Source organism: Agarivorans sp. OAG1 (assembly GCF_037076485.1).
Taxonomy (GTDB): Bacteria; Pseudomonadota; Gammaproteobacteria; order Enterobacterales; family Celerinatantimonadaceae; genus Agarivorans; species Agarivorans albus.
In genome coordinates this window covers 3,515,225-3,541,022 of the sequence record NZ_AP028990.1, presented here as the reverse complement: position 1 = coordinate 3,541,022, position 25,798 = coordinate 3,515,225, and the positions used below count along the sequence as shown (strand labels likewise).

16 protein-coding genes are annotated in these 25,798 nt (G+C 44.4%); 8 read left to right on the top strand and 8 right to left on the bottom strand.

Annotated elements, in window-relative coordinates:
• Window positions 1-105: 105 nt before the first annotated feature.
• The 3 genes from OAG1_RS16160 to OAG1_RS16150 form a co-directional block, all read right to left on the bottom strand.
• Window positions 106-999 (bottom strand): LysR family transcriptional regulator, encoded by an 894-nt coding sequence (locus OAG1_RS16160; RefSeq protein WP_338621997.1) that lies wholly within the window; start codon window positions 997-999, stop codon window positions 106-108.
• 21 nt (window positions 1,000-1,020) lie between these two features.
• Window positions 1,021-2,400, bottom strand: coding sequence for an MATE family efflux transporter (locus tag OAG1_RS16155; protein WP_338621996.1), 1,380 nt, complete (start codon window positions 2,398-2,400; stop codon window positions 1,021-1,023).
• Window positions 2,401-2,646: 246 nt separating this feature from the next.
• Window positions 2,647-3,636: a zinc-dependent alcohol dehydrogenase family protein gene (locus OAG1_RS16150; protein WP_338621995.1), complete on the bottom strand. Its 990-nt coding sequence runs from the start codon at window positions 3,634-3,636 to the stop codon at window positions 2,647-2,649.
• A gap of 305 nt (window positions 3,637-3,941) precedes the next feature.
• Between OAG1_RS16150 and OAG1_RS16145 the strand changes: the two genes are divergently transcribed.
• The 3 genes from OAG1_RS16145 to OAG1_RS16135 all read left to right on the top strand — a co-directional run bounded on the left by OAG1_RS16145 (window position 3,942) and on the right by OAG1_RS16135 (window position 6,476).
• Window positions 3,942-4,817, top strand: a complete 876-nt coding sequence (locus tag OAG1_RS16145; protein WP_338621994.1) for a radical SAM protein — start codon at window positions 3,942-3,944, stop codon at window positions 4,815-4,817.
• 426 nt (window positions 4,818-5,243) lie between these two features.
• Complete coding sequence (locus OAG1_RS16140) at window positions 5,244-6,089, top strand: enoyl-CoA hydratase/isomerase family protein (protein ID WP_016400918.1); 846 nt, start codon at window positions 5,244-5,246, stop codon at window positions 6,087-6,089.
• Between the two features lie 135 nt (window positions 6,090-6,224).
• Entirely contained in the window at window positions 6,225-6,476 is a 252-nt protein-coding gene (locus tag OAG1_RS16135; protein WP_338621993.1) for a YdcH family protein, read from the top strand.
• Between the two features lie 59 nt (window positions 6,477-6,535).
• Here OAG1_RS16135 and OAG1_RS16130 read toward each other — a convergent pair whose 3' ends face one another.
• The 3 genes from OAG1_RS16130 to rsgA form a co-directional block, all read right to left on the bottom strand.
• Complete coding sequence (locus tag OAG1_RS16130; RefSeq protein WP_338621992.1) at window positions 6,536-7,441, bottom strand: SMP-30/gluconolactonase/LRE family protein; 906 nt, start codon at window positions 7,439-7,441, stop codon at window positions 6,536-6,538.
• A 228-nt stretch (window positions 7,442-7,669) separates the two neighbouring features.
• Window positions 7,670-9,082, bottom strand: coding sequence for a hypothetical protein (locus OAG1_RS16125; protein WP_338621991.1), 1,413 nt, complete (start codon window positions 9,080-9,082; stop codon window positions 7,670-7,672).
• A 151-nt stretch (window positions 9,083-9,233) separates the two neighbouring features.
• A complete protein-coding gene (gene rsgA / locus OAG1_RS16120) occupies window positions 9,234-10,289 on the bottom strand; it encodes a ribosome small subunit-dependent GTPase A (protein ID WP_338621990.1) in 1,056 nt (351 codons plus the stop codon).
• 343 nt (window positions 10,290-10,632) lie between these two features.
• Here rsgA and OAG1_RS16115 point away from each other — a divergent pair, with 343 nt between their 5' ends.
• The 5 genes from OAG1_RS16115 to OAG1_RS16095 all read left to right on the top strand — a co-directional run bounded on the left by OAG1_RS16115 (window position 10,633) and on the right by OAG1_RS16095 (window position 23,736).
• Entirely contained in the window at window positions 10,633-11,343 is a 711-nt protein-coding gene (locus OAG1_RS16115) for a pirin family protein (RefSeq protein ID WP_338621989.1), read from the top strand.
• Between the two features lie 316 nt (window positions 11,344-11,659).
• On the top strand, window positions 11,660-14,215 hold the full coding sequence (locus OAG1_RS16110; RefSeq protein ID WP_338621988.1) for a glycosyl hydrolase family 8: 2,556 nt from the start codon (window positions 11,660-11,662) through the stop codon (window positions 14,213-14,215).
• A gap of 335 nt (window positions 14,216-14,550) precedes the next feature.
• On the top strand, window positions 14,551-17,373 hold the full coding sequence (locus OAG1_RS16105; protein ID WP_338621987.1) for a glycosyl hydrolase family 8: 2,823 nt from the start codon (window positions 14,551-14,553) through the stop codon (window positions 17,371-17,373).
• A 216-nt stretch (window positions 17,374-17,589) separates the two neighbouring features.
• Window positions 17,590-22,983, top strand: coding sequence for a transporter substrate-binding domain-containing protein (locus OAG1_RS16100; protein WP_338621986.1), 5,394 nt, complete (start codon window positions 17,590-17,592; stop codon window positions 22,981-22,983).
• Between the two features lie 351 nt (window positions 22,984-23,334).
• The gene (locus tag OAG1_RS16095) at window positions 23,335-23,736 is read left to right on the top strand and encodes a hypothetical protein (protein WP_338621985.1); all 402 of its coding nucleotides are present in this window, start codon (window positions 23,335-23,337) and stop codon (window positions 23,734-23,736) included.
• A gap of 49 nt (window positions 23,737-23,785) precedes the next feature.
• Here OAG1_RS16095 and OAG1_RS16090 read toward each other — a convergent pair whose 3' ends face one another.
• A complete protein-coding gene (locus tag OAG1_RS16090) occupies window positions 23,786-24,685 on the bottom strand; it encodes an HAD-IIA family hydrolase (protein ID WP_338621984.1) in 900 nt (299 codons plus the stop codon).
• 101 nt (window positions 24,686-24,786) lie between these two features.
• Complete coding sequence (locus tag OAG1_RS16085) at window positions 24,787-25,722, bottom strand: LysR family transcriptional regulator (RefSeq protein WP_338621983.1); 936 nt, start codon at window positions 25,720-25,722, stop codon at window positions 24,787-24,789.
• Window positions 25,723-25,798: the final 76 nt, after the last annotated feature.

Below are 25,798 nucleotides of genomic sequence, written 5' to 3'. Positions count from 1 at the left end.
CACTTTAAAGGCGATATAACGCTCAACAATGAGCTTTATTTGGGCTGCCAATTATCCGGTTAAGGCATCGCCTAAGTGTTTTATTAGGGGGAGTAATAATCTTGCCTAGTTTTCCCAATAAGGGGGAGCGCCATAGTATTCTGCGAAGTAATCAAGAAAGGCTCTCACTTTAGGTGCCAAAAGCCGAGAGCTGGGATAAACCGCCCAAATAGCAGCTGCATCATTAAGGCTATAATCTTGTAGCACTTCGACCAAGTTGCCATTTTCTAGCTGCTTGTAGACTAACCACTCTGCACACATGGCAACCCCCAAACCTTGCAAGGCTGCGTCGCGCACCGCTTCTCCGTGGTCTACTCGAACTCTGCTTTTTAGCTTTATGTTTTGCAGGCCATTAGGGGTATTGAAGCTCCAAGTATCAAAACCCATCTGCTTAATACAGCTATGGTGCTTTAAATCTTCGAGGGATGTTGGGTTTCCGTATGCTGCAAGGTAATCCGGTGAGGCGCAGATAATCCGTTTATCGGTAGCTAGCTTTTTGGCAATAAGGGTTGAATCTTTCAGATCTGCATCTCGGATGGCGACATCAAAGCCACCTTCAATCATATCTATCATGGAGTCGGTCAAACGAATATCGACAGATAGCTCTGAATGCTTATCCAAAAAGCCTTTTAGAGCGGGTATAACATGCATTCGGCCAAAGGAGGCGGGAGCGGTAATTCTTAATGTACCCGTTGCTTGGGCTTTGCCTGTTCCCACCGTTGAGCGGGCCGCATCAACGCTGGCCAATATCTCATCGGCATAGGGTAAAAGTGCTTCGCCTTCTTCGGTGAGTGAAACCTTACGGGTGGTGCGATGAATAAGTCGAGCGCCAATGCTTTCTTCAAGCTTATTGATATGCATACTGGCTACCGGTGCAGACAAGCCAAGTTCTTTTCCCGCTAGGCTAATATTGTGGGTGGCTGCGACTCTTACAAACAAGCGGAGGTGCTCAATATTCATCGTATTATTTAGACCTTTTTGTTAGGCAAGTTGTGAACGGGTAAACTGAAGCGCAGTGCATTGTTTTAGCTTAAACCATGCGTATGCGCCTGCAAGTGTATTGGCAATACAAGCCGCGATAATTGTTTGAATAATGCTATCTGTTGATGTGCCAAGCCAAATGGCTGGAACATATAAAACCAACAAACGAACCATAGATACAAACAAGGCACGGCGAGCTTCCCCTAAGGCATTAAATGCTGAAACCACCAGCATGCAAAGGCCAAGAGGTGCATAGCTAAAAGGAATGACCCACAGAGCGATGCTAAACCAGTTTTGCATCATCTTATCAGCACTTATCAGCGGAATAATATAAGGAGAGCTGATCGCTGCGATAAGAGCAATGACTAGATGAAACACAAGTAAAAACTTGGCGGTAACCGTTAACACCTCAACAATTTCGTTTAGCTTACCTTCGCCAAGGTAGCGGCCAATAATAGGGGGGATGGCCATGGTTAAAGCTAGAGTAAAAACCAGAAGAAAGCTTTCTAGTCGAGACAGTAGGCTCCAGAAGGCGATTTCCTCGGTGCCAATCTGAGCAATTAGCAGCATACAAATAAAGGCGCTTAATGAAGGCAGTGACTGATTCAATATGGTTGGCACCGTGGTGCGAATTAACTCTTTGCCATAGTAAAAATAGGGCGAGTTTTGTATGGCTTGCTGTTTAGTGCTACTGAGTGAGCTTAAGTTTATAGCAGCAAACCACTGTTTGCCGCGTGCTTTATACAGCATATACAGAGTACAAATGCTGTAACTTAAGGTAGAGGCAAGGGCTGCCCCTACAATGCCCATGTTAAAACTAAAAATAAGCAAAGGGTCTAGTATCAGGTTGATAATACTGGCCAACAGGAACATTTGTCCGGTGGTTTTTGTATCTTCATTTGCTCGATAGACACAAGATACCAAGTATAGCGCGGCCACAGAGATAGCACTTAACAGCCAAACTGGCCAATAGCGATTAAAGATCGCTGCCAACGCTAGTTGTTTTGCCGAGCTTACATCGGAGGCAATGAAGGTCGCCAATATTGGCTCTTGTAACAGCCACAACACCACGCCCAGTAGAGTGATAAACAAGGTGCCGCCAGCCGCTGCTAATGTGGCAACGGTTTGAGATTTTAGCTTATCGCGGCCGCCACAGGCTTTAGAAATAATAGACGTTGCTGCAACCCCAATACCTACTTGAATACCAATAAACGCTGCTTGAAAGGGTAAGGTAATGCCATGAACCGCAAGTTGGTTAAGGCCAAGCATGCCGATAAATACTGAATCAACCAGTTGCACCAACATAATGGCAAACAAACCCACAGTGAGTGGCAGCGTGCGCTTGATGATGAGTGTTAAGGTTGGCGATACGGCAAACATCTAGATGACCTTGGTTTCGGTGAGGGCAGAAACAGCAGTGGCTTGCTTTACGGCAAGCCACTAAGCGTTATGGGTAGCGACTAGGGTCTATTGGCCTTTGCTGATGGTTTTTGCAGCAATTTATTAGCCATTTAGGCAAGGCAGTGAGTGTGCAGTTAAGTGGGCTTAATAATCACTCGCTAACGCTGAATAAATGGCTAAGAAATGCTGCCCGAACAAAACTTCAACACCAAAGATCATCAGACCCTAGTTAATATCAACGACAACCTTGCCAATTGCTTGACCACTGGCTAGGCGATCGTGCGCTGCTGCGGCATCGGCTAGGGCAAATTGTTGGCTATCAAGTACTGGTTTTAATTCGCCAGCCTCAACAACTTTTGCCAGTGCTTCTAGGATCTTACCGTGTGCAGCTCGACCTTGGTTGTAGATCATCGGTAAAAGCATAAACACAACATGTAAAGACAGGCCTTTCATGTGCACCATGGTTAAGTCTTGTTCGTGCATAGACAGCGTGGTGGCAATTTGACCGTTTAGCTTGGCCGCTTCAATAGAGTTATTGATATTGGCACCGCCCACTGAATCAAAAATTACGTCAAACCCAGCGCCCTTGGTGTACTTTTCAACATAGTCTGCAACGGCTTCGGTTTTAAAGTCGATTGCTGTTGCGCCAAGCGCTGCGATGAGATCAGTTTGCTCGCCAGCGGCACCAGTTGCAAAAACCTCAGTACCAAAATGTTTAGCAAGTTGTAGTGCAACATGTCCCACGCCACCGGCGCCGCCATGAACAAGTACTTTTTGACCTGCTGTAATGCCTGCTCTAACCAAACCTTCGTAGGCGGTAATACCCACTAACGGCAGCGCAGCGGCTTCTCGCACGGAGATGTTGCTTGGCTTGTGAGCGACTAAATTCGCATCTGCCAGCATGTATTCTGCCAACGAGCCTTGCAGTTCACCAAGACCGCCAGCACAGCCGTATACTTCATCTCCAACCTTAAAGTTGTTTACGCCTTCACCAACCGCTTCAATTGTACCCGCGAAATCCATTCCCAAAACACCTGGGAGCTTAGGGTGAAAAGGTAAGGCTTCACCCATGTCACGAATCATCATGTCGATGGTGTTAATACTAGACGCCGCAACCTTTATTAACAGGTGACCTGATTTAAGCTCTGGTTTAGCTATTTCTGCTGTTTCAAATACCTTGCTGTCACCGAATGCGCGAATCACAGTTGCTTTCATGATGATGAACCTCTATCCGTTATTGTTTGTCATTGATTGCGGTTCAGTATAGGCAGCATGTTTAGTTTGATAAGAAGGACAAATACAAAATCAGTTTTAAGTTTTTGTTAATAATGAAGTGTCACTTGGAATAGTGAGACCTATCAGGCCCGAATAACATTTTTGAAGTAGGTTTTTCAGCGACCTTACCTTAACTACATTATTAATTTTTTATTAACACTGATTCTGCGTTTCACTTTCTTATCCCTGCTCAGACATAGCAGTAGACTTCTCGGCGATAAACGCCCTAGGTTGAGGAGCCTAATATGCATTATGAAGGTAAAATCTATCGTCCTTGGATGGAAGCCAAGAGTGTACTTATTCAAACCACGCTAGGTTGCAGCAATAACCAGTGTACCTTCTGTACTATGTTCGACGACAAACGTTTTAAAGTGCGTGAGCTTGAGGCGATCTTTAAAGACATTGATGAAGCGAGATTGTTACATCGCAAGGTCGAGTCAATATTTCTTATCGACGGCAATGTAATGGCGATGCGCACCGAAAAGCTGTTAAAGATCCTTGATAAAATTAAAGTGACCTTTCCTGAGCTAAAGCACTTGGCGCTGTATTCGGGCTTTAATGATTTTCGTCGTAAGAGTATGTCGGAGCTAAAAGATTTGCGTTCGGCGGGGCTAACTACAGCTTATTCTGGATTAGAGTCTGGCGATCCTATTGTGCTGGAGCGGATTAAAAAGGGCATGACACGTGAGCATGCAATTAAAGGTATGGAGATGGCGCGTGAAGCAAATATTCAAGTGCTTGCCTCGTTTATCTTTGGTCTTGGTGGCAAAGAGCGTTCTGTTGAGCATGCAAAAAACACCACTAGTTTGCTTAACATTATGCGTCCAGATGCGATTGCGCCAATGGCGCTTGCTATTCAACCTGGTAGCGAGTTGGAGCGGGAGCTACATCGGGGAGAGTTTGCTCTACCCACACCGCTACAGATCTTAGAAGAGGAAAAGTACTTGCTGGAAAACATGGATGATTTCCCGTGTTATTACTGGGGTGACCATGGTAACAACATAGCGTCTATGCGCGGGGTTTGGCCCGAGGTTCGCCAATCTTTCTTGCAGAACATTAATCAGCATATCGCGCATAATCCAATGGCGAAGAAAAATGCGATTGAGACCTATGCATGGTAGAAAGTTGCCCAGAGATTTAATCTAAAAACATTCAATATCAAGTTAATAAGCGGCTGCACTAGAGCCGCTTTTTTATTGGTTTAAATAAAGCTTAAAGTGACTTTTTAATGCTAGTTTGCCAATCACCACCACCTGTTATTTCTCAAGGTTTTTCTTATTAAGCGAGTTTCGGTTTGTAGTGATGAACTGCATTTTTTATGTTCAGGTTAGAAACACTTTTCGACCTTGCTGTAGCCATTCATTAATTAGGTTTCTCTTATGTTTAACCTCTATATTAATCATTAAATTCAATGGCTTATATTGTTAATCTTTTCTTTATTTAGTTTCGTTTTTTCTTTGATTGTTTAAACAATGAGCTAGGAATACTTTGTAGTTAGTTATCCACGGGCTGATAACGAAACAATCATAAAATGGAAGGAACTGAATATGGCTTACCAAGGCTACACAACATTTAGCGCAAAACAAGATGACGCGATTTTATATGTCACTTTTGATTTTGGAACGGTTAACGTACAAGGCCAGGAGATGCTAGCTGACCTAAATGGTTTGGCGCTGCGTTTAGAACGCGACCGCAGTGTAAAAGTGGTGGTATTTCAATCGGCAAATCCAGAAATTTGGGTATGTCATTATGATACGGACTTGCTTAAAGACATGTCGACTGAGGCGGTATCTCGCGAAGACGCAAAACTACTCGACTTACAAGCAGTACTTGAGCGCATTAGCAAGTTGCCTCAAGCGACCATTGCTAAACTTGAAGGCTTTGCCCGTGGCGGCGGTCATGAGTTTGCCCTAGCTTGTGATATGCGCTTTGCAGCACGCGGCAAATACAAATTCATGCAAATGGAAGTGGGCATGGGCATCTTGCCATGTGGTGGCGGTGCTTCACGTATGGCTCGCCAAGTGGGTTTGGGCCGCGCTTTAGAAATTGTATTAAGTGCACGTGATTTTAGTGCTGACGAAGCAGAAGCTTACGGCACCATTAATAAGGCTTTAGAACCCGATGAAATTGGTCCTTATGTTGATGCGCTCGCGCAACGTATATCTAAGTTCCCTGCAGAATCAATTAACGCTTGTAAGCAGATGGTGTACGAGTCAATCGATAAACCGATCGATGAAGCGCTTAAAGCAGAAGCATATTGGCTATACCAAGCTACCAGTAAAACACCTGCAGTTAAGCGTTTCCAAATTGCCGACGAGCAGGGCTTAGAGCACGATATCGAGAACCAGCGTAACTGGGAACAGTTAGTTATGAACGTTCAAGATATTAACTAGAACAAGCTAACAAGAAAGCTCCTACGGTGTTAACTCGAAAGAGAAACGCGGAGCTTTCTTATTTCTATAGCTCATCAAGCCAAGCGCTAAAGCGAATAGTTTATTCACCCCAATCAACAAAATAAGAGGTTCACTATGCTAGGTGAAAGCCATTCATTACTGCACGAATTTCCCAAGTCTAAAGCAAGTATTTTAAGCTTAGTTAACAGCGACGAAAATTTTGCTAAAGATGCTCAGCACTACGAAGACTTAGACAATAAAATTAGAGATTTAGAACTCAGCAATTCACCGATTGACGACCAAGCTATGCACCAGTTGAAGCACGATCGCTCCTTGCTAAAAGACTCGCTTTATCAGCGGATCTTGCAAGTGGAAACGGAACAGTAAGAGCAAATAGTTAATAGGCTCAAGCCTTAGCGCTTGAGCCTACTGCTGTGATTAGTTGTTTAAGGCGCTGGGTATTCGTTGATAGCAAACGCCGGTGTTGCTACACCCTTAATATCTTCAAGCTCTACGGCAAAAACGCCGCCACTTAGCGGATAATCGCGTAGCTGTTGCTCACTCATGCCTTCACGAGCGCTCACCACATATAAGGTGCTTAGGTTTGGTCCGCCAAAGGCACATTTAGTGACATTAAGAGCTGGAATGGCAATTTGCCGTTCTAGTTTTCCTTCTGGCGTATAGCGGCTTACTTGAGCACCATTGTAGTGGGCTACCCAAATGTGTTGCTCTGCGTCGATAGTGATTCCATCGGGGTTGCCAAAGCTGCGGTCAATCTCCAGCCAAGGCTCTAATGCTGATGCATCACCATCATCAGTTAACTTGCTGCGAAGAATGGTAAAGTTTTCGGTATCTACAAAATATCCATAGCCTTGTTTATCACAAAAGGTTGGGCCATTGGTAACCCAGTATTTCTCACTTAACGAGCTAAGGCTAAGCGCTGGCGTTAAGCGGTAAAACTTTCCTGAGTCTTGTTTAATTTGGCAATCCATTGAACCTAACCAAAGATCACCATTTGGAGCAACCCAAGCATCATTAAGACGGTTGTCTGGTAACTGAGGTTCTGGGTCTAGTAAAGGATAAACCGTTCCGTCGCGTAACAGTTTAACGCCGTCGGCATAGGTGGCGACAAAGGTGGTGCTTTCTCCGGGTATCTGGGTCGGTAAAACTGCGCTAATCATTGGCTTTTGCGACCAGCTTTGTTGCTCTCCTGAGCTTGGCTGATAGCGGTGTAAAGTTTCTTTAAGAATGTCTACCCAATAGAGCGCTTGCTCTTGCTCTATCCATACAACGCCTTCGCCTAAACGCGCTTCGGCTGGCCAAATACATTCCACAGTATATTGCTTCGACATTCTTGTTCCTTTGCTACACATGCCCACTGAATGGGATTATCTCATCTCATTTAACCCTTATCGATGGTAACACTTCGTAGCTTGGGGATGTTTTGTTTCATCGGGTTTCAGCATCTTTGTGAGTTAAGGACAGGTGGAGTTACGAGGTGCTTGTAGAAGAGGGCGTTATTATTAAGAGCGCTTAAACACTTGACCGAACAGCTATAGTCGGCCAAGTGCTTTAACAGCTTATTTCTCTCGCTTAATGCCAATATCTTGGTAGTTAACTTGGCTAATGGCTAAACCCTGCCAGTTACCAAAGGCTTTAGCTTGGCTTGTTTTAGCTTGATAAAAATAAGGTTGGCGCAAAGCGGCTTGCTCTGCGGGCATGGCAAAGTACAAACGGGCACTTTCGCCATTTAGTTGAGCGCTAGTGAGATAGGCGACGAGTGCATGCTCGAGCGCGTGGTAATCACTTTTCCAAAGATGAATTTTGAGCCCCTGATTGGCAACCGGATAGGTGCCGCCATCTTCGGCGATAAAGCGCTCAAACCATTGTGGATAGGTATTGGCTAGGTAACGTTTAGCCTTAGGTTCGACTAAAGCTAGGCTCGCCGCCGCCTGATCGAGTTCTGCATACTCCCACCAAATAGCTGGAGCGCCATTGGGAAGGCGACGCCATCCGCCTTCGCCTTGTTCAATAAAGGCAGCTTGCAAGGTGGCCTGAAGGCCTTGCTTACTTTGGTTAACAAGTTGCTGTTGGCCTAAATACTCGGCGGCTAACCAACTCATCCACCAAGATTTAGCCGTATGACCAAAATCATTATGGCGGGCAGAGTCTGGTTGGTAATTATCGCCATGCTTGGTGCCCCAAAAACGGAAATCATCGGGGCGCAAAAACTGCTGCGTGATGGTGTTAAGCAGTTTTGAAAGATCATTATCCCACTGGCTTTTGTGAGGCTCTGGTAGCAATGGCGATATTAGCAACATATAGGCGTTTATTTGGTCGAGTTGCGCCACAAGCTCAACTTCTTCTCCAGTGCCGTTGGTGGATGCCGCATTTACCCAGCGCAAGCGCTGTTGTTGCTCGTCCCAATATTTATCAAATATATAATCTTTAACTTTTAGTAGATCATTGAGTACTGCTTTATCGCCGGCTAAGTAGTAGTAAAAGGCCATGCCTAATTGAGCGTAGGCAAGGTCTTGAGTGGTACGTTGTTTAGCTGAAAATTTTGATTGTCCGTTTTCGGTCACGCTCACTACCGAGCCTTGCTCTTCTAGTAAATGCGTGCGTAAGTAGTCAACGCCAGCCTTGGCGAGTTGCAAGGCCTGCTTATCACCAGTGAGGTGAAAGATCACGCCATAAACAAAGGTGTGCCTAGCCTGCATGCGGGTGTAGCTTTCTCCTAAATGGGGCTTCATCCAGCTGGGAGCCGTGTTGAGCTCAGAACAGGGGCTAGCTTGAGTAAAAGCTGAGCCGTCGTTACAACGAAAAGTTGGAAAGTTACCTATCGGTGAACCATGGGCATCTTGGTGTAACCAAAAAGGAGCCAGCTCGTTTTCTACGCTATCAAGCCAACGCTGGGCAGAAGGGATTTGCAAATCGCCCGCTTGGGCATTGCCGTTAGCAATTAAACACACACTGAGTAATACTCGTTTCACAGTCTATTTCCTCAAGCTAAAACGCCATCGCTTAAGAGTTTATCTGAGCATGAATAGAAAAAATCAGTGTTAGTACACAGTTTTAGGTGACTTATTGATAGATAAGATGGTTGGAAGATAGGCGATAGCAATGCGCTATCGCCTATAAGGTTTACCCGCGTTGTTTCAACTGCTTAACACTGTTTTGAACACGTCGATAAAACTTGCCTAAGTCTCTATCGGTGGCTCGTCGCTCAGCTACGCTGGCGGCGTTAAACTGTTGCTCACGCATTAGTTTGTGGTAGTTCACTAAGCGCCTTTCATCTAATAAGCCCTGGCTTATGGCTTGCTGCACTTGGCAGCCGGGCTCACTGTTGTGTTGGCAATCGGCGAACTTACATTGCTCGGCGAGCTCAGTAATATCGTTGAAGGTGGCATTTACCCCTTCTTCACAATCGCTGAGTTGTAGCTCACGCATACCGGGAGTGTCTAGCAGTAAGCCGCCGTTCTCCATTAGATGCATTGAGCGCGCCGTGGTTGTGTGCCTGCCTTTGCTATCGGCTTCTCTAATTGCCCCTGTTTGGCTAGTTTGTTCACCTAACAGCGTATTAATTAGGGTAGATTTTCCCACCCCTGAAGAGCCCATAAAGGCAACCGTTTGGCCCTGCTTACACCAAGGGTTAAGTTTGGCCACCTCGTTGGCATCCAGCGAGTTGACTGCTTCAACCATTAACATGGGATCAAGCTTTTGTACTTGCTGGATAAAGCTGGGTACGTCGTCACAAGTATCGGCTTTAGTTAGCACCACCACTGGGTCTACTTTTGCTTCATTAGCTAAGGCCAAATAACGTTCAATACGGCTTAGATTAAAGTTATTGTTCAATGAACATACGATAAATACCGTGTCTACATTGGCGGCAATTAGCTGTAGTTCAGCACGGGTACCTACTGCCTTACGGCTAAATAAGGTAGCGGGTTCGAGTTGCTTTACAAATTTAGCCTCGGGTGTATTGGCTTGCTCTAACAATAACCAGTCACCTACGGCCATTTTAGGCATATTTGGGTGAATGGTGATGCGTTGTAAGCCAAGTTCACTGGCGACCAAATATTCACTGCGGTGCTGTTCAAATACGCGCGCAGCAGTGTACGAACTTAGTTCGTCTAAATTAAGTTGTTGTTGAAAAAAGGGTTTCCATCCAAGTTGAGATAGAGAAAAAGAAATACCCATTTGAGATTACCCCAAGCACAGTTGTGCTATAAAAAGAATATAGGGGTCGTTGTTACGCCCCGGTAATAACCGGGCTGAGCAGGAGTAACAGAGTTACGCTTGTTCCTGAGCCCGAGAAGGTGTGATTACAATCATTTTGTATCCTCGCTATTGACTAAAAATCGGCTAAATAATAGCAAATGATGTGGGCGAACCCCACAATTACTTGAATAACTATTGAGACAAATCAGGTCTTGGATCTTTAAGGCTTAACAGCCACACTGTTTAAAACGATCTTATGAATAACTGCGTATAGCTTATTAAAGCTTAATTACTAACACGAGCAAGAGAAGTGGAGTAGGGTATGCATTATTTTCGACCCGCACGTGAACGCGGATCTGTTGATTTAGGTTGGCTTAAAAGCCAGCACAGTTTTTCCTTTGCCAATTATTACGACCCCAAACACATGGGGTATTCAGTATTGCGAGTTATTAATCAAGATAGTGTTGCGCCCAGTAAGGGTTTTGACACCCATCAGCACAAAGATATGGAAATCATTTCCTACGTAACCCATGGCGCCGTTGAACATCGAGATAGCATGGGTAATCGTTATCAAGTTCCTGCCGGTGATATTCAAGTGATGAGTGCAGGCACTGGGCTTAGTCATTCCGAGTTTAATTGCTCTGATGTTGACGATTTAGAGTTTTTGCAAATTTGGATTAAACCGCAGCAAACGGGTTTGGCTCCTGCCTACCAGCAAGCGCGGATTAGCCAAGGGGAGTTACTAACCCCACTTGTTACTCCTGATGGCCGCGATGGTTCACTAATTATGAATCAAGACGCAGCACTCTATCGCCTTGCTCTTAAGCCGAATAGCCAGTTTGAATTAGAAGTGATGAAAGCGTGTGGCTATTTGCATGTGGTAAGCGGTGCAGCAAACTTGCAGCAAGCTTCTGGTAGTGCTTATACGGTTCGACCCGGCGATGGGGTTGGTGTATCAGGTGAAGAAGCCTTAAGCATAAAAACGGAAAGCTACGCCCTAGAAGCGCTTTGGTTTGATTTGCCCAGTGCCTGAACCGCGTAATTGGCAGATTTTATTATCCATTAAGTAATATCTATTTCTTAGTTAAACCCTTATGCATAGGCAGTGTTAGCGTTAACAATTGTTTGTCTTGTTCACAAAAAAAACATAAAAACGTACAATTTTTCATCACTCATAATGATAGATTGCATTTTAACTTGGGCTTTTTCCTCTTACTGCTATGGTTGCGCTGCATATAAAAGCAACTACAGCAAACAACAAACAATTACTTGAGCTGTTAGGTGAGGGGTGTTCATAGCCTTAGCCAACACCTGCCACTCAGGGCCAACTATGTAAGAGGATAAATGGAATGATCTCAAATAAACCCGTGCTGGCTTTATTGAGCCTAGCGCTATGGTCGCCATTAAGTTCAGCAGAGTTACTACAAAAATTTGAGCTGGAAAATGGAAGTTTGTTACCCGGTTACTCAAGCGCAATTGATAGTCCGTTTAACGGTGTTGCAGCTTATGCAAACAATGATGGCGTGCAAGCAACAGCGCAAATTAGTAATACACCCGGCCAGTTTCGGTTAGATATTAGTGGCGCAAGTAGCGCCAATAATGCAGCGGGTATTAGTGTTTACCTTGATGATAAAAAAATAGGTGCAACAGAGTTTGTGGGCACTGCTGCATCGCTGGGTAGCATTAGTTTCAAACTAGACACGATGCCGCTTAACTCGAGCCTTTCGTTTAAATTAGAAACCGATGATGGCAGTAACGATACCTATTTAGATTGGTTTGAGCTGCATCGCGTAGGCGATATAGCTGCTTTGCCTGCGGCGCCAGTATTGCCAAGTGATGGGGCATACAATACCGGCGTATACCGCAATATGTTTGCCGAGCTTGGTTACTCAAAAGCTGAGGTTGAAGCCCGTGTTCAAGCGGTATATGACCAGCTATTTCATAGTACTGATACCACCAATAAAGCGATATTTATTCCGGTGGGGGATGATATGGCCTACATCTGGGATGTAGGCAACAACGATGTTCGTAGTGAGGGCATGTCTTATGGCTTGATGATGGCGGTGCAAATGAACCGTCAAGACGACTTCAACAAGCTTTGGAAATGGGCGCACACGTACTCACTAAACAAATCGGGTGTAAATAAAGGCTACTTTGCTTGGAAGGTAAGCACTGCCGGTGATGTACAAGATGCCTACCCAGCGCCCGATGGTGAAGAATACTTTGCCACAGCTTTGTTTTTTGCTTCTCACCGTTGGGGTGATGGCACGGGTATCTACAATTACAGCGTGCAAGCTAATCAGATCCTTGATGATATGTACGGTAACGGCGAGATGCGTTACAACAATCAAGGTCAGTTAGAAGAAATTAGTCTGTTTGATCACAATGAAAAACAAATTGTGTTCTCTCCAGCCACACCTTCCGACAGAAACTGGACTGACCCTTCCTACCACCTCCCTGCATTCTATGAATTGTGGGCGCGTTGGGCGAACAACAACAATCAATTTTGGGCGGACATTGCTACTACCAGCCGCGCATTTTTGAAAACCACCGTTAACCCAGCCAATGGTTTAAGCCCCGATTATGCTTATTTTGATGGCACTCCGCATGGCGAGTTTCAAGCTTGGAAAACCACCTTCCAATATGATGCTTGGCGCACCGTTGGTAATGCCGCAATGGACTTTGCGTGGTGGCAAAAGGATCCCTGGCAAACTCAATATGTAAATAGCTTGCAAGCCTTCTTTAAGAGCGAAGGGATAGACTCGTACTCAAGCCTGTATGAGCTTAATGGTACGCCTTATCAAAACAATAGTGACCACTCACCTGGTTTAGTAGCGATGAATGCTTTAGCTAGCTTAGCGGCTAACGATCAACAAGCTTGGGAGTTTGTGCAAGCCCTTTGGGATACTCCAGTACCTAGTGGTCAGTGGCGTTATTACGATGGCACCTTATATATGTTTGGCATGCTGGCATTAAGTGGTAACTATCAGATTTATTGCCCTGCTGGAGAATGTGATGCGGTAGTTCCACCTACCGAGAATCGATCCCCTGTGGCGGTAAATGACAGTGTTACAACTGCTCAAGATACGCCGCTAGTGGTTAGTGTTTTGCAAAATGACAGTGATCCGGATGGCGATACTATTAGCATTGTGAGTTTTACCCAAGCAAGCAACGGCAGTGTTAGCCAAGTAGGTGACGGTTTAAGTTACTCGCCAAATAGCAATTACTCGGGCAGCGATAGCTTTAGCTATACCATTAGCGATGGGCAACTAGAGGCAAGTGCTACTGTGTCTGTTACGGTAACAGACACTACGGTGAATAATCCCCCTAGTGCCTGTTTTACTGTGAGCAGCGAAGCGACAACAGTTGGTCAGTCAATTGATTTTGACGCTAGTTGCGCAAACGATGTAGACGGTGATGTGCTGAGTTATGCTTGGAGCTTTGGTGATAATAATGGCGCCACAGGGGCTACAGCTAGCCACAGTTACAGTGCTGCTGGTACTTATCAAGCAAGCTTAACGGTAAGCGATGGTAAAGGTGCTAGTGATATTTATAGTGTAAGCATTGATGTTAGCAACTCAGATAATGGCCCTGGCGGCGCGGTGTGTAGCTATACGGTAGATAATGATTGGAATAGTGGCTTTGTGGCCAGTATTACTATTAGCAACCAAGGCACAACTGCGATGAATGGCTGGCAAGTGAGCTGGTCATACAGTGACGGCTCTTCCGTTACTAGCAGCTGGAATAGCACGTTAACAGGTAGTCAGCCTTATGTGGCTAGCTCGTTATCTTGGAACTCGACCATTCAACCTGGGCAATCGGTGACCTTTGGTTTACAAGGCTCTAAAGGCACAGTAAACACACCAGCTGAAGTTGTCACACTTGGTGGCTCAAGCTGTAATTAAGCCAATTGATTAAAGCAAAATAATTTAAGAGAGGCATTAGCCTCTCTTTGGTTTTTAGCGCTCTAATGCAAAAATCCTTATCATAATTTTGTGAATGTTAACGTTAACTTTTTGTTAACCTTGTTCACAGTTCTGTATAAAATTTGTACGTTATTTCTTTTCTCTTTCATGATCACTTTCATTCTGCCTTGGATAATTTTTGAGCGCTGCTATGGTTTGTGCTGCATTCAGCCTTTGCTCTAGTTACCAATACTAATATGAGCGATCTAATCGTTTAAAAACCAAATAATATTCGATGGCTGAACTGCGTTATTGCATAGATGAGGATAAAAGGAATGATCTTTAAAAGAACAGTATTAACGCTGTTAACTATTGGGGTGTTATCTCCAGTATGTTCGGCCGAAGTACTACAAAAATTCGAAATGGAGAATGGCAGTTTACTGCCTGGTTATTCGGGACTAATTGACAGCCCATTTAATGGTGTAGCTGCTTATGCCAATAATGATGGGCTTGAAACATCGGCTCAAATATCAAATGTTCCGGGCGAGTTTCGCCTTGATATTCGAGGAGCAAGTAGTGCCAATAATGCCGCTGGTATTAGCGTCTATCTCGGCGGCCAAAAAATCGGTGCTACAGAATTTTCGGGGACGAGTGCCTCAGTAAATAGCATCAATTTTAAGCTCGAAACTCAGCCAAGTTCGGCTAATCTTCAATTTAGACTAGAAACCGATAACGGAAGTAATGACACATTTCTCGACTGGTATGAGTTACACCGAGTCGGTGACATTGCACCGCTGCCCGATGCCCCCGTTTTACCTAGCGCAGGCGCTTACGACACCGGTGTATATCGCAACATGTTCCAAGAACTTGGTTACTCCAAAGCCGAAGTAGATGCCAAAGTACAAGCGGTTTACGATCAGCTATTCCATAGCAGCGATACGACTAACCAAGCGATTTTTATTCCGGTTGGCAACGACATGGCCTATATCTGGGATGTGGGCAACAACGATGTGCGTAGTGAAGGCATGTCGTACGGCATGATGATGGCGGTACAAATGGGCCGTCAGGATGACTTCAACAAATTGTGGAAATGGGCGCACACCTATTCGCTCAATAAATCGGGTAACAACAAAGGCTACTTTGCATGGAAGGTGAGCACTTCAGGCAATATTCAAGATGCTAACCCGGCCCCCGATGGTGAAGAGTATTTTGTAACCGCCTTATTTTTTGCCTCTCACCTTTGGGGAGATGGCAGCGGTATTTTCAACTACAGCGCGCAAGCGAATCAAATCTTAAAAGACATGTATGGTAACGGCGAGACCCGTTACAACAACCAAGGTCAGTTAGAAGAATTTAGTTTGTTCAACCATGCGGAAAAACAAATAGTGTTTTCTCCGGCCACACCAACCGACAGAAACTGGACTGATCCTTCATACCACTTGCCAGCATTTTATGAGTTGTGGGCGCGTTGGGCCGACAATAACAATGCGTTTTGGGCTGATTTAGCGGTGACCAGTCGCGCCTTCTTAAAAACAACGGTTAACCCTGCTAATGGTTTAAGCCCCGATTATGCTTACTTTGATGGTACGCCACATGGTGATTTCCAAAACTGGAAAGATACCTTCCAATACGATGCTTGGCGCACCGTGGGCAACGCAGCAATGGACTTCGCTTGGTGGCAAGCCGACCCTTGGCAAACTACCTACGTAAATAGTCTGCAGAGCTTCTTTAAGAGTGAAGGCATCGACTCTTACGCGAGTTTGTATGAATTAGATGGAACGCCTTATCAAAACAATTCTGATCATTCCCCAGGCTTAGTGGCCATGAATGCGATGGCGAGTTTGGCCTCTAACAACCAACGCTCATGGGAGTTTATTCAAGCTTTTTGGGATACTCCTGTACCAAGCGGAAAATACCGCTACTACGACGGTACCTTGTATATGTTTGGCATGTTGGCACTAAGTGGCAACTATCGAATTATTTGTCCAGCGGGTGAGTGTGATGTAGTTACCCCTCCACCATCTGATGGGAATAACCCTCCAAACGCCAATAACGACAGCAGCGCGACCATCGAGGATACCGCGGTAAGTATTGCAGTGCTGCAAAATGATAGCGATGCCGACGGTGATGCTTTATCTATTACCAGCTATACCCAAGCGGGCAACGGTAGCGTTAGCCAAGTTGGTGATTCGTTAAATTATTCTCCTAACAGTGGTTTTGTTGGCAGCGATAGTTTTAGTTACACCATTAGTGATGGCCAAGCCAGCGCTAGCGCAACCGTGACTATAACTGTTACAGCCAATGATAATGGAGGCACACCGCCTACAGAGGGAGAATTACTTGAGCAAGTTGAGTTGGAAACTGGGGGGATTACACCGTCTTATCGCCAACCTATTACGTCACCATACGCTGGCGTTATTCTTTACGGAAATGGTGAAGCGATAACGGTTAGCAGCAGTAACTTAGCAGCTGGCGACTATAGCTTGGTGATTAATGGCTCATCCAGCAATAACACGGCAGCGGGTATTAGTGTTTATGCCGACAATGTAAAAGTAGGGACAGCTAGCTTTATTGGTACCAGCAGAACCGAGCAAACGATTGGTTTTAGTTTAACTAGTGCAGCAAGCTCACTTAAATTTGTATTAGAAACCGATGTTGGGCAAAACGATACCTTGCTCGATTGGTACCAGCTATATAGCGGCAGCGGCACTGGTGGGGGTAATCCGAGCACTCCTAGTGAAGTACTCATTCAAGCAGAAGACTATAGCCAATATTACGATACAACTAGTGGCAATGCGGGTGGCAGTTACCGTAGTGACGATGTAGATCTACAAATCACTTCCGATGTAGGTGGCGGTTATAACCTTGGTTGGACCGCAGCAGGGGAGTGGCTCGAGTATTCGGTTAATTTGCCTGCAGGCAGCTATAACATCGAGTTTAGAGTAGCTTCTAATCCAGGTGGCGGGCGTTATAGCTTAGAGGCCGATGGTCAAACTGTAGTCTCGGCTAGTGACGTGGCGGCTACCGGTGGTTGGCAAAACTGGGTGAGCCAGAACAAAACCAACATAGCGCTAAGTGGTGGTGCCCAAACCCTTCGTTTTAATGTTTTGCAGGGTAACTTTAATTTAAATTGGATTAAAATCTCTCCCGCAAATTAAACGATATTGACTGATATGGCAGCGTCAGCTGCCATATTTCTATACTTATCATTAATGTGAATTGTATCGCTGCAAATCTCACTTTCTATTCGGCAGCTTCCAAGTAATAGACTACTCTTTTAGTGAGTATTTAAGCCAAGTAGCTCTCTACTTCTTACAGTAAATCATCAGCTTAAATGCCCGTTGAAATTACACATCAGACTTGGATAAAGGAATATGCTGAGCCGAATCACCGCTGCAATTGTAGCGATATTAAGTTTACTGCTAGCTGCCAACGCTTGGTCTCAATCTCAAGTTGAAGAGTTTACTCAACAAGAAAAACAATGGATTGCTGAGAATACGGTGGTGTCAGTGGCCCCCGATGCAAACTTTTACCCCTATGCATTTATTAACCTTCAAGGTGATTTTGATGGAGTGACTCGCTCGTACCTTGATGTTATTGAAGAAATTTCTGGGCTTCGTTTCGATTACAAATTGGGTATGCAATGGAAAGACATGTTGCAAGGCCTAAAAAGCGGCGAGTTCTCGTTGATTCCAATGATGTACTTAGACTCAGCCAAACAAGACTTTGTTAATTACTCACATCCATTTTTGCTACATACCGAATATGTCTTTACCCAAAGCGACGTTCCTACTATTGCCAGTGTTGATGATTTAGCCGGAAAAGTGGTTGCCATTGTTGAAGGCTTTGAGCAAGTAAATTGGTTAAAAACAAACTTTCCCCAGCTAAAGTTTAAAACCTATCCAGAGCTGTCGCATACACTACAAGCAGTGGCCGACGGTGAAGCCTATGCTGCTATTGCCGAGCTGAGTTCCGCGCTGTATATCAAAAACAAGTTGCGTTTAAGCAACATTAAAAATAACTCTGTGGTGTTGGGGCGGAAAAACATTCCTATTCATATGGGCTTGGCTAAACACTCTCCAGTATTGCTATCCATCATCGACAAGTCGATCAAAAAAATAGACATAGCTACCCGCAACAAAATTCGTGGGCGTTGGTTAACAGACAGTTCGTCTCAGCAGCTGCTACCGGGAGCATTTGGTTTTGGTCGGCCCCCCTACATGTATGATCAAAGCTCTGAAGTGGGCCTCGAGCTGGAAATTGTTCGCGAAGTCTTATCCTCTATTGGTTATCAACTAGGGGACATAGAACAAATTCCTACTGTGCGGGCTCATGAAATATTAAGTGAAGATCAAAGCTTAGATTTTTCGGCCGGCTTGGTGGCAAAAAAAGATGATGAGTTATTTTATTCCGATAACATCGTGCAGTTTCACAATGTGGCATTAACCCGTAAAACCGATCAGCTCAATATTACTAAGGTCTCTCAGCTTGCTGAGTTTAGCGTAACGGCCTTTGAGGGCGCATCTGAGGTGTTAGGTAAGTCTTTAGCCGGCGTTGCTAAGGTATCCTCGAGCTATCAAGAATATGGTGTTCAAGAGCAATCCTTGGAGCAGTTCTTTTCAGGCAATGCTCAAGTGATTATCGCAGACCAAAACTTGCTGGAGTGGACGATAAAACATTCGGGATTAACGGCCTTACTGCAAAGTGATTTTGTGGTTCACGACATTTTTGAGCAAGCCGACGTGGGTTATGCCGTTGCTTTTAGAAATGAATATTATCGCGACATTTTTAATCAAGCTTTACAGGAGTTTAAGCAAAGTGCTGATTACTCCAAACTGAATGACTTATACGCTAAATCAGACTTTAGTAATCAAATAAAGCGCGCCAGTTTATTGAGTGATGTGCTTGCGCCATACATTTTCAATGATGACCTTAAAATCATTAAACATATCGCGGGTGTTTTTCAGAAGAACTCGAATATAAAAGCCATTGTTGTTAGTTCAGACTCTCCGCCTAAGGTGATATTTAAAGCTCAAGAAATAGACGGTCAACTCAAAGAAGTGGATGTGCTGCAGATTAGCCACCTGAGTAAGCTGTCTAAAGAGAGCTACTTTGTGCATAACAACAACCCCGATAAAGTGGGAGAGGTTATTCTGTATTTCGAAGCCACAAGCTCCTCGCAAATTGGTAGCCCTAGCATTCCAAATATCAGTCGATTTACTTTATTAAACGAAGAGCAAACAGCCGATCTAAGAGATAGTTACGAGCGCCATCAATTGTCTGGTCAGCAGATAAATTTCACCAAAGAAGAATTAGCCTGGATGGCTGATAATCCTGAAGTTGCGGTAGCTGTTGATCCGTCTGCCTTACCCTATGAAGCCTTCGATGAAGATGGCAACTACATTGGGATAGTGGCTGATTATTTGCAGCTATTAAGTGTGAGCACCGGTTTAACGCTTAAACCCGTGCCTGTCGAGAGTTGGCAAGATTCTCTTAAGTTGATTCAAAATCGCGAGGTAAAGCTGGTATCTGCGGCACTTAATAATAAGTGGTTAGAGTTGGATTACCATCCTGCGCTGCCTTTGGTGGAAAGCGAGTTGGCCTACATGGGCTTAGAGCGAGATGGCTTTTTTGGTTCAGCTGAGCAGTTGGCGGGTAAGAAAATAGGCATTATAAAAGGAGCTTCGCAAACCCGCAGTATTGTTAATCGTTATCCCGATATTGACTGGCAATACCCAGAGAACACCGAGCAAGGTTTTATCGCTGTAGCCGATGGTGAATATCACGGCATGGTCGATAGCTTGTTGGTGCTTAACTACCTGATTCAAACGCGTGGTTACAGCCAGATGGCGATCGCGGCTGACTTTGACCGAGAGATTGTATCTACGTTGTTTGTGATTAAGTCAGAGCCTTTGTTACATAGCATCATTAATAAAGCGATTGATGCTGTAACTCAACAGCAAAGTGATGACATTACTTTAAGCTGGGTACCTAACAAACTGGTTGAAAAAGTAGACTACGGCTTGGTTACTCAAATTTCTATGGGTGCCTTGGTATTAATATTTTTAACGCTGTTTTGGAACCGAAAGCTGGCCTCACATATCAAAGCCAGAGAGTTAGCAGAGCAAAAAATCCAACAACGCGAGCAGCTGCTGTTCGATATGCTCAATGCTGCGCCGATTGGGGTAGCCATTGTACAAAATAACAAAACTGTTTTTTCCAATAAAACCTGCCGTGACATGTTTGGCGTGGAAGCAAACGAGCTGGATGATTTTCAAGTTACCAATATTTATTGTGATATTAGCCAGCGCGATGAATGCTACAGAAAATTGGCGCAAGGAGAAGCTGTTGCCAATGTCGAAATGAACTTTAAACGCACCGATGGTAGCCAATTTATCGGCTCGGCTAACTACTTAAATACCCAGTTTAAAGACCAACCAGCGGTATTGTTTTGGTGTTACGACATTAGTGAACTTAAAGACCTGAATAATCAGCTGAGCTTGGCTATTGATGAAGCCGATAATGCCAACAAAGCTAAATCAGATTTCTTGGCTAATATGAGCCATGAAATTCGTACCCCAATGAATGCCATTATTGGCATGACGCACTTGGCGCTAAATGCGGAGCTGGACCGCAAAACTCGCGGTTACCTAAATAAAGTTTCCCATGCTGCGGCTTCTTTACTTGGAATCATTAACGATATTCTCGACTTCTCGAAAATAGAAGCTGGCAAACTAGACATGGAATGCTTAGATATTAGCATTCAAGATATCTTGCAAAACCAGCTCAACTTAATCGAGTTAAAGGCTCAGGATAAAGGGGTTGAGGTGCTCACAGTGGTCGAGCCTTCGGTGCCGCATAACCTAATGGGCGATCCGCTTCGCTTAGGGCAAATATTCACTAACTTGGCTAGCAATGCGATTAAGTTTACAGAGCAGGGCGAAATAGCTTTCTCAGTTAAGTTATTGGAACAGCAAACCAACCGTGCCAAATTGCAATTTTCGGTGCGCGACACGGGCATTGGTATTTCGCCCGAGCAACAACAAAAACTGTTTCAATCATTCACTCAAGCTGATGCCTCTACCACTCGTCAATACGGCGGAACCGGCTTAGGTTTAACTATTTGTAAGCGATTAGTTGAGCTAATGGAAGGTGAGATTTGGCTAGAGAGCGCCTTGGGTGAAGGCACCGAGTTCTTGTTTACTGCGTGGTTTAAGCTAAACCATGAACGGCCTGCCATGCGCAGTGCGATTAGCCCAAGCAGCTTAGAGAATATGTGCATTTTAGTGGTGGATGATAATGAAAGTGCGGCTGAAATTATGGCCTCTATCGTGTCGTCTTTTGGCCCAGAAGTTAGCGTGGTACATGCTGGCTCAGAAGCACAGGCCTTAGTGGCTAAACACCCTAACAAGTTTGATGTAGCCATTGTTGATTGGAACATGCCAGATATGGACGGCGTTGCCACTTGTGAAGCAATTCGCCAAGAAGCTGGCAGTCATCCGGTTAAATTTATTATGGTGTCGGCGTATGACCATGCCCGCTTTAAAGCGCAAAGTGAAGATGCTGGCGTTAGTGCATATTTAGCTAAACCAATTACGGCTTCGGAAGTCTTTAACGCTATAGCTGAAGTAAGTGGGCGTGATGTTGCCTTGTATACGCCGTTGGCCAAACTTAGCGACAAACTCACTTTAGCCAAACAGAAGTTGCAGGGCGCACATGTGCTGCTGGTGGAAGATAACGAGTTAAATCAAGACTTAGCCATAGAACTACTTAACAGCATAGGGGTAAGTTGCGAGTTAGCAGAAAACGGCAAGTTGGCTATAGAGAAGCTACATCAAAGCGCTTTTGATGGGGTATTGATGGATATCCAAATGCCGGTCATGGATGGCTACACAGCCACCCAAAAGATCCGAGAGTTTGATTTAGAGCTGGTGATTATCGCTATGACCGCTAACGCCATGAGTGGCGATAGAGAGCGAGTGATAAGCGCAGGCATGAATGACTACATCAGCAAACCTATTGATGTAGAGGCTATGATAAACACCATGGCCGAGTGGATTAGCGCTTCTGGTTTGCAACAAACAGCACCTGTTAGTGCGCAAGAAGAGCCAGTGCCTACGGGGATTACCGAAGGCTTAAATCCCGAAATTATTGTTCAGACTGCTGGTTTAGCAACGTGTAATGGCAACGCCAACTTGTACTTCAAACTGCTGAATAAATTTAGTATTAACCAGCGCAGTTTTGCGGAACAATTTGAGCAAGCCTGCGGTGAGTCAGACTGGGTATTAGCTACACGTTTAATACATACTTTAAAAGGCAACGCTGGGAATATTGGAGCGCTTTCATTGCAAGCCGCAGCTGCCGAACTTGAAGCGGTTGCTGCCAGTATCTTGTCGGCAGAGGGCAGCAACAGTTATAAAAATAGTCACGAGCGGATCCAGTCTTTATTGTCAGATGTAAGCACTTTGCTAGAGCTGGTCTTTCAAGAAATAGACTTGTTACTACCTAAAGGCACTACTCATGAGATAGCTGAAGACGACAGCCAACAACAAAACAACATGCAGCAACTTAAGGCCGAACTGAGCACCCTAGAAGCACAGTTGGAAGAGTGCGACGTTGATGCAGTAGAGCGAATAGATGAACTAGCAGAGCTTGCTTTTCCACCCGAGGTGAAAAAGCAATTGTTGGGCATTAACAAGGCCGCAGCTGAGTATGACTTTGAAGCTGCGAGTGAGCAGTTGCAGAGCTTAAAATCACTACTCAGTTGATGCATATCATGAGAACCTGTGTTTCTGCTGCAAGCGCTCGATTATTCACCTAGGCTAGGGGCTGTTTATCTTTCGCGATTAAATTTTGTTCGTGAAAAAATCGTTTTAGGCGCGGCAAGGAGTGTGTAGCCTAGCATTCTAAGTAAACAGGCCTTAACAAAGCATAAAACGATTTTAGCCGAACCCTTCGGGCAGCGTTTGTGGCTTATTTCTACTGCGTTATCAGCTTCTCATGTAGGCTCACTACACATCAAAGCTTCTGCCTTGTATAAATAGTCCACAAACAGCTGCAAAAATCAGCTCGAAAGATAAACAGCCCCTAGTAAATCGCATTTGGAAAAGGATAAACCAATGATTAAGCCATTTTGCCTCAGTGTTGTTGCAATGCTTAGTGTGCTAGTGAGTTTGCCAGCGGCTGCATTTCCACAAACTTCGGTATCATCTAATCAGCAATTATTTGCTCAGTCGATTATTTATCATTCACTAAGTGGCCTTTGCGCAGCAAAACCGGGAAACAAAAGTTTAACTGGTGATTTTCAAGCCTGGCTATTGGGTAATCAAGAGGCGATTAAACTAGGGCGAGAAGAAGTTGCCGCTATGGCTAAACAGCAGGATAAACCTATGGATTCGGTGGTGTCTAACCTAGTTCACGTTGCTGAGCAGGAGTGGGGCCAGCTTGATAGCCAACAGCGTCAGCAAAAATGCCAAACCTTGCAGGTTTTTCTTACTCAAACAGAGGATTCTGTTCATTAAGTTGAGAGTAGGGCCCGCTTAGCCAATTCGCACTCACGGGCAGTAAGACTTAGATAGAGGCTAACTGATAGTGCGGGGTAATTTGGCTTTTAGCTATATGCTCTGCAACATCTAAACCACGCAAAAAGCCGTGCTGTGTGACCAGTACGGTTTTAAAACCCATCGCATTGCCACCCAATATATCGGTATGCAGAGTATCGCCAATCATCGCTATGCGCTGCGGATTTACTTCACCATAGCTTTGTTTTATTCGGCTGAGTGCTTCTTCAAATATTGGCGCATAAGGTTTACCAAAACAGCGAACGTTAGGGTAAAGCTCTTTAGGCAGGGTAAGGGTAAAACTACCTGGCTCTTGTGATACACCATCTTCTAGAGGCGCAATTAGGTCAGAGTTGCCCACCCACACTCTGCGAGGGTTGTTATTAAGCTCGGTGATAAAACGCTGTTGCAAGCTTTCGTTCCAAGCCTGCCCACTTAAAAACAAAAACTCTTCGGCTTGCCAAAACTCTTGGTCCTCTGGGTATAAACAAGGGCGTTGAATATCTAGGCGAAACTCAGGGAGGGTGATTACCCCTAAGCGTGAGTTGCTGTGTAAATCCATGTATTGCAGCAATACTTCTCGGCTGTTTACTATCTCTTGGTCACTAAAATCAAAACCAAGTCGAACAAACTTGTTGAACAGTTGCTGCTTGTTTTGGGTGGCGGCATTGGTGACCACCATTACTACTTTACCAGCTTGTCGTAACTTATCGATTTGCTGTTTAGCCCCATCTATCGCTGTTCCACCAACATTTAATACGCCGTAGGCATCAAATAAAAAAACATCAACTTCGTCTACGATGTCAGTAATGTTGTTAATGGTTTGACACTTCTCTACTGGAACATTTTTAGGCATACGCTCAGGAATGCTTAAATAGGCGTTAAATGCCTCAGATGGGCTGTAAAACATGGTAAAACCTCAGCAAAAAATAGAGCGCTACTTTGGCAGGTTTTTAACTAAATTAAAACTCGAATTTGAGCTTAATCAGCATCAATTATTCACCATCAAATTTAGTCTTTGTTAGCCAGCAATTGTTCTTCGAGAACCTTTTTAATGAGTTGGCTTAACCATAGTTGTACCGGGTTGTTACGGTTCTTGATGTGATACAAGCTTTGTATGCTTTCATTATAAATCAAGTGGCTTTGTTCTATCTTTAAGACTCTTAAATTGGGATAAAACTCCTGAGGAAATAAGTTTGAATGAGGTAAAAACATGTTCGTGTGTAGTACAACATCAATCAGTGCCATCATTATTTCAGACCGAAAGCCGACCCTACTAGTTAAGCCTTTTTCTTCCATAACCTTTTGTAACCAAACAAAATTATCGTTCCAGCCTGGGATGATCATTGACGCAATGTCGTACTTTGCTAATTCAGCTAGGGTGACAGTTTGAGCTGCTAAGGGGTGACCTTGTCTAACAATTGCTCGTCCTTCGAGTTGAACAAGGCGCTTACTATATAGCTCTTTGGGATGTTTTAAATCGTAGTTCACACCAAGTAGCGTTTTTCCTTTTCTTATATCTTCAAGTGTTGAGCTAGACCACGCAGTTAACACTAGCTTGGCGTTTGGGGCTTGCTTGGTTATGGCTTTATATAGAGAGCCAGAAAGGCAAGCCATTACAACTGGCGAAAGAGCTATTTCGAGAGTTTGATTTAGTGATTGAAGATCAAGTTCGATGTTTTTGTTTATAACACTTTCTAAGCCCGACAGGTGTGGATAAATATCAGCTTTTAGCTCATCTGCAAATGCAGTGGCTTCTAAGCCTGCAGATACTTTTACAAATAATTCATCATTGAAGTGGTAGCGTAATTTTTTTAAGGCTTGGCTTACGGCCGGTTGCGATATAAACAAGCGTTCAGCTGCTCTACGCATGTTTAGTTCTTCATATAAGATCAAAAAAGTTCTAAGTAGGTTTAAGTCTAATTGCTGGTAAAGGTTGTGATTCATTTTCATTTCATCCGGAACTTAGGTTCTCTTATGAGTTTTAGCTTTGTGATAAGTATAGCTTATGATCTTAATTTGA

Excerpts from the sequence above, each read along its gene's own strand:
- OAG1_RS16145 (WP_338621994.1), top strand. The coding sequence starts at position 3,942 with ATGCATTATGAAGGTAAAATCTATCGTCCTTGGATGGAAGCCAAGAGT.
- OAG1_RS16085 (WP_338621983.1), bottom strand. The coding sequence starts at position 25,722 with ATGAATCACAACCTTTACCAGCAATTAGACTTAAACCTACTTAGAACT.
- rsgA (WP_338621990.1), bottom strand. The coding sequence starts at position 10,289 with ATGGGTATTTCTTTTTCTCTATCTCAACTTGGATGGAAACCCTTTTTT.
- OAG1_RS16110 (WP_338621988.1), top strand. The coding sequence starts at position 11,660 with ATGATCTCAAATAAACCCGTGCTGGCTTTATTGAGCCTAGCGCTATGG.
- OAG1_RS16140 (WP_016400918.1), top strand. The coding sequence starts at position 5,244 with ATGGCTTACCAAGGCTACACAACATTTAGCGCAAAACAAGATGACGCG.
- OAG1_RS16090 (WP_338621984.1), bottom strand. The coding sequence starts at position 24,685 with ATGTTTTACAGCCCATCTGAGGCATTTAACGCCTATTTAAGCATTCCT.
- OAG1_RS16135 (WP_338621993.1), top strand. The coding sequence starts at position 6,225 with ATGCTAGGTGAAAGCCATTCATTACTGCACGAATTTCCCAAGTCTAAA.
- OAG1_RS16100 (WP_338621986.1), top strand. The coding sequence starts at position 17,590 with ATGCTGAGCCGAATCACCGCTGCAATTGTAGCGATATTAAGTTTACTG.
- OAG1_RS16155 (WP_338621996.1), bottom strand. The coding sequence starts at position 2,400 with ATGTTTGCCGTATCGCCAACCTTAACACTCATCATCAAGCGCACGCTG.
- OAG1_RS16130 (WP_338621992.1), bottom strand. The coding sequence starts at position 7,441 with ATGTCGAAGCAATATACTGTGGAATGTATTTGGCCAGCCGAAGCGCGT.
- OAG1_RS16095 (WP_338621985.1), top strand. The coding sequence starts at position 23,335 with ATGATTAAGCCATTTTGCCTCAGTGTTGTTGCAATGCTTAGTGTGCTA.
- OAG1_RS16105 (WP_338621987.1), top strand. The coding sequence starts at position 14,551 with ATGATCTTTAAAAGAACAGTATTAACGCTGTTAACTATTGGGGTGTTA.
- OAG1_RS16150 (WP_338621995.1), bottom strand. The coding sequence starts at position 3,636 with ATGAAAGCAACTGTGATTCGCGCATTCGGTGACAGCAAGGTATTTGAA.
- OAG1_RS16160 (WP_338621997.1), bottom strand. The coding sequence starts at position 999 with ATGAATATTGAGCACCTCCGCTTGTTTGTAAGAGTCGCAGCCACCCAC.
- OAG1_RS16115 (WP_338621989.1), top strand. The coding sequence starts at position 10,633 with ATGCATTATTTTCGACCCGCACGTGAACGCGGATCTGTTGATTTAGGT.